The 2,991-nt window shown below is 65.6% G+C and carries 3 protein-coding genes; all 3 read right to left on the bottom strand.

The window, feature by feature from the left end; translation table 11 throughout:
• The coding region (locus tag LLH00_17000) for a tagaturonate epimerase family protein (protein ID MCE5272978.1) at nt 1-855 on the bottom strand (855 nt) is incomplete at its 3' end.
• A 174-nt stretch (nt 856-1,029) separates the two neighbouring features.
• Complete coding sequence (locus LLH00_17005) at nt 1,030-2,301, bottom strand: 6-phosphofructokinase (protein MCE5272979.1); 1,272 nt, start codon at nt 2,299-2,301, stop codon at nt 1,030-1,032.
• Nucleotides 2,298-2,991 (bottom strand): DeoR/GlpR family DNA-binding transcription regulator (locus tag LLH00_17010; protein MCE5272980.1); only part of this gene is annotated, 694 nt, incomplete at its 5' end. The genes LLH00_17005 and LLH00_17010, both read right to left, overlap by 4 nt.

A 2,991-nucleotide genomic window follows, 5' to 3' on the forward strand; every position in this document is an offset into this window, starting at 1 on the left:
GACCTCGAAATCGAACGATTCGAGCGGGTTGCCAGCGGCGGCGCTCAGCTCACGGTAGATCAGGGCCATGTGGGCCACGGCCTTGTGGTAGACCAGGGCACAGCGGGCGAGCTGGGCCGGGGTGAAGGAGATCGAGAGCGAAAGGCCCTCACCTTTGAAATTCCATTCCTTGCTGCTGAAGCGGGACTTGAAATCCTCATACTCGGGCAGGGCGGCGAAACGTTCGAGGGCCTCCTCGTCCGACAGGCGCACCGCGGCCAGCTCGATATGCTCGGAGGCATCGATGGTGAACATGGTGTAGCCCTTGCGCCAGCAGTCCAGCACCTCGTGCACCTGCTTGATATGGTCGGCATCCGCGGCGAAAGTATCGGTCCAGCCGGCCTGGAACGCGCCCCAGCCGGCGTCGTCGATCACATCCTGCGGCTTGCGCTCGGTGCGCCCCAGCTCGCGCATAGACTGCTGGGCCAGCACCGGGAAAATATCGTAGCGGGCGAAAGCGCGCAGGTGGCCGGGCGTGGCCACGCCCAGACGGTCCCCGACTCCGAAGCTGGCCCGTCGGCCGATAGTGACCGGCGCGGTCCAGGGGAAAGTCTCGCGCAGGGCGGCGGAGTTGGCCGCGTTCTGCGGGCAGAGTTTCACACCCTCCACACTCTCGCCCTCGAAACGCGCGGCAGCCGGGCCGCCACCCACGACAGCCAGGCGCTTGCAGCCGTCCAGGCGCACTGCGGCGAAAAGCGCCCCCCCGGCGTGCTTGACCGAGGCGGCGTACACTCCCGGCACTGCGGCCAGAGATTCCGCCCCGGAGGCGGCGGCCGCTTTAAGCGCAGCGGCCAGATTCTTCTCGGCAGGTTGCATGAGATAGACCTCCAATTGGATTATATTCGCACTTCACTGTTATATCCCGGCATTCTGTAGGGGCGGACCCATGTGTCCGTCCGGGCGCACATGCGGGTGCGCCCCATAAAACACATCATGGGCACGGTGCACCGTGCCCCTACATTTAAATACTAAGATTCTCTCCCTACCGCCTCAGCCGACCTTGTACTCGGCGCACCTGCGGGGCAGCCATTTCTTGGCGAACCGCATGAAATACGGCAGCCCGTCCTTGACCGGCACCTCCACCTCACCCTGGACCAGGGGCTTGAGGTACTCGACAAACTCGGTTGTGGGGAAATTGCCCGCTTCGTTCATCCACTCGCGCGGCAGTTTCTTCTCGCCGTTGGCCACCTCCTCCAGCTTGGCCAGGCCGGTCTCCATGCGGTACGGAGAAGTCGAAACGCGCTCCAGGGTGACCATGTAGCCCGATGTCCCGGCCACGGCGCGGCAGACCGCCTCGGCCCCGCAGATATAGGCCTCGTCGCGGTCGGTGCGGCTGGCGAAATGCATGGCGTTGCGCTGGGTCAGGCCCTGCATCATCCAGCGGGTCTTGAGCCCCAGCTCGCCCTCGATGATGCTTTTGAGCACCTGGGCCACTCCGCCCAACTGGGCGTGGCCGAAACTGTCCTTGGCCAGGGCGCTGGTGTCCTCGGCCACGTAGCGGCCGTTGTCCCATTTCATGCCCTCGCTGGCCACGATGAAGCAGCGGCCCAGCTCGCCGTGCACGCGCTTGACATCCTGCACGAACTGCTCGCGGCTGAACGGCACCTCGGGCACATAGATCAGGTGCGGGGCGTCCTCCGGGGTGCGGCGGGCCAGGGCGGCGGCTGCGGCGATCCAGCCGGCGTTGCGGCCCATGGTTTCGAGCACGGCGCAGGTGTCGAACGTGTAGAGGCTTTCGGTGTCGCGCCCGGCCTCCATGGCGCTGGTGGCGATAAACTTGGCCACCGAGCCGTAGCCCGGGCAGTGGTCGGTGAACGCCAGGTCGTTGTCGATGGTCTTGGGCACGCCCATCACCACCATCTCATAGTTGAGCTGGGCGCTGAGGTCCTTGATCTTGGCCGCGGTGTCCATGCTGTCGTTGCCGCCGGCATAGAAAAAGTAGCGGATGTCGTGGGCCTGGAACACCTCGAGCACGCGCTCGTAGTCGGCGCGGCTTTTCTCCAGGCTTTTCAGCTTGTGGCGGCAGGAGCCGATCGCCGCGCTGGGCGTGGTCTTGAGCAGTTCCACTGTCTCGGGGCTTTCGGCCCGTATGTCGAACAGCTCCTCGCGCAGCACCCCCAGGATGCCGTTGTGCGAGCCGTAGATACCCTGGATCTGCGGGTGTTTCAGCGCCTCCTGGATCACACCGCAGGCCGAGGCGTTGATCACCGCGGTCGGTCCGCCCGACTGCGCCACCAGCGCGTTGCCCTTTATCTGGCTCATTTCTTTCTCCCTTCGTTCGTTTTCCGGTTGCAGAGAAGTAGTTCTATGCTTGCCGCCTGCAGGGCCGTCAGGTCGGAGGGGTCCTCCACCCGGTCGACCAGCAGGCTGTCGAAATCCTCGAGTGTGGCGAACGGCACCAGGCCCGACTCGCCGAACTTGCTGTGGTCGAGCACGGCCAGCTTGCGCTCGGCCGTGGCCATCATGCGGCGCTTGGTCTCGGCCTCCACCGTGTTGCCGCAGAAAAACCCGCGCGAGGGCAGGAACCCGCGCGCCCCGATGAACGCCAGCTGCACGTGGAACCGCTCCAGGGCCGACCAGCTCTCCGGGCCGATTACGGCCAGGCTGGCCGAGCGCAGGGTTCCGCCGGTCATTATCACCGTGATCCCATCGTAGTCCGACAGCTCCACGGCCACTGGGATCGAGTCGGTGATGACGGTGAGGTCCTTGTGGTGACGGAGGTTGCGGGCAATTTCGAGGATGGTGGTGCCGGCGTCCAGCAGGATATTCATCCCATCGGCCACCAGCTCGGCGGCGCGGCGGCCGATCCGTCGCTTGGCCTCCAGATTGGCCACGGCCTTGTCGCCGAAACTGAGCGAGGCGCGTCCCGGGAAAATGCTGCGCTCGCGCAGCACGGCGCCGCCGTGGGTGCGGGTGAGGTAGCCCTGGCGGGCCAGACTGCTGAGGTCGGCG

This window comes from bacterium (assembly GCA_021372515.1).
Lineage (GTDB): Bacteria > Gemmatimonadota > Glassbacteria > GWA2-58-10 > GWA2-58-10 > JAJFUG01.

Excerpts from the sequence above, each read along its gene's own strand:
- LLH00_17005 (MCE5272979.1), bottom strand. The coding sequence starts at position 2,301 with ATGAGCCAGATAAAGGGCAACGCGCTGGTGGCGCAGTCGGGCGGACCG.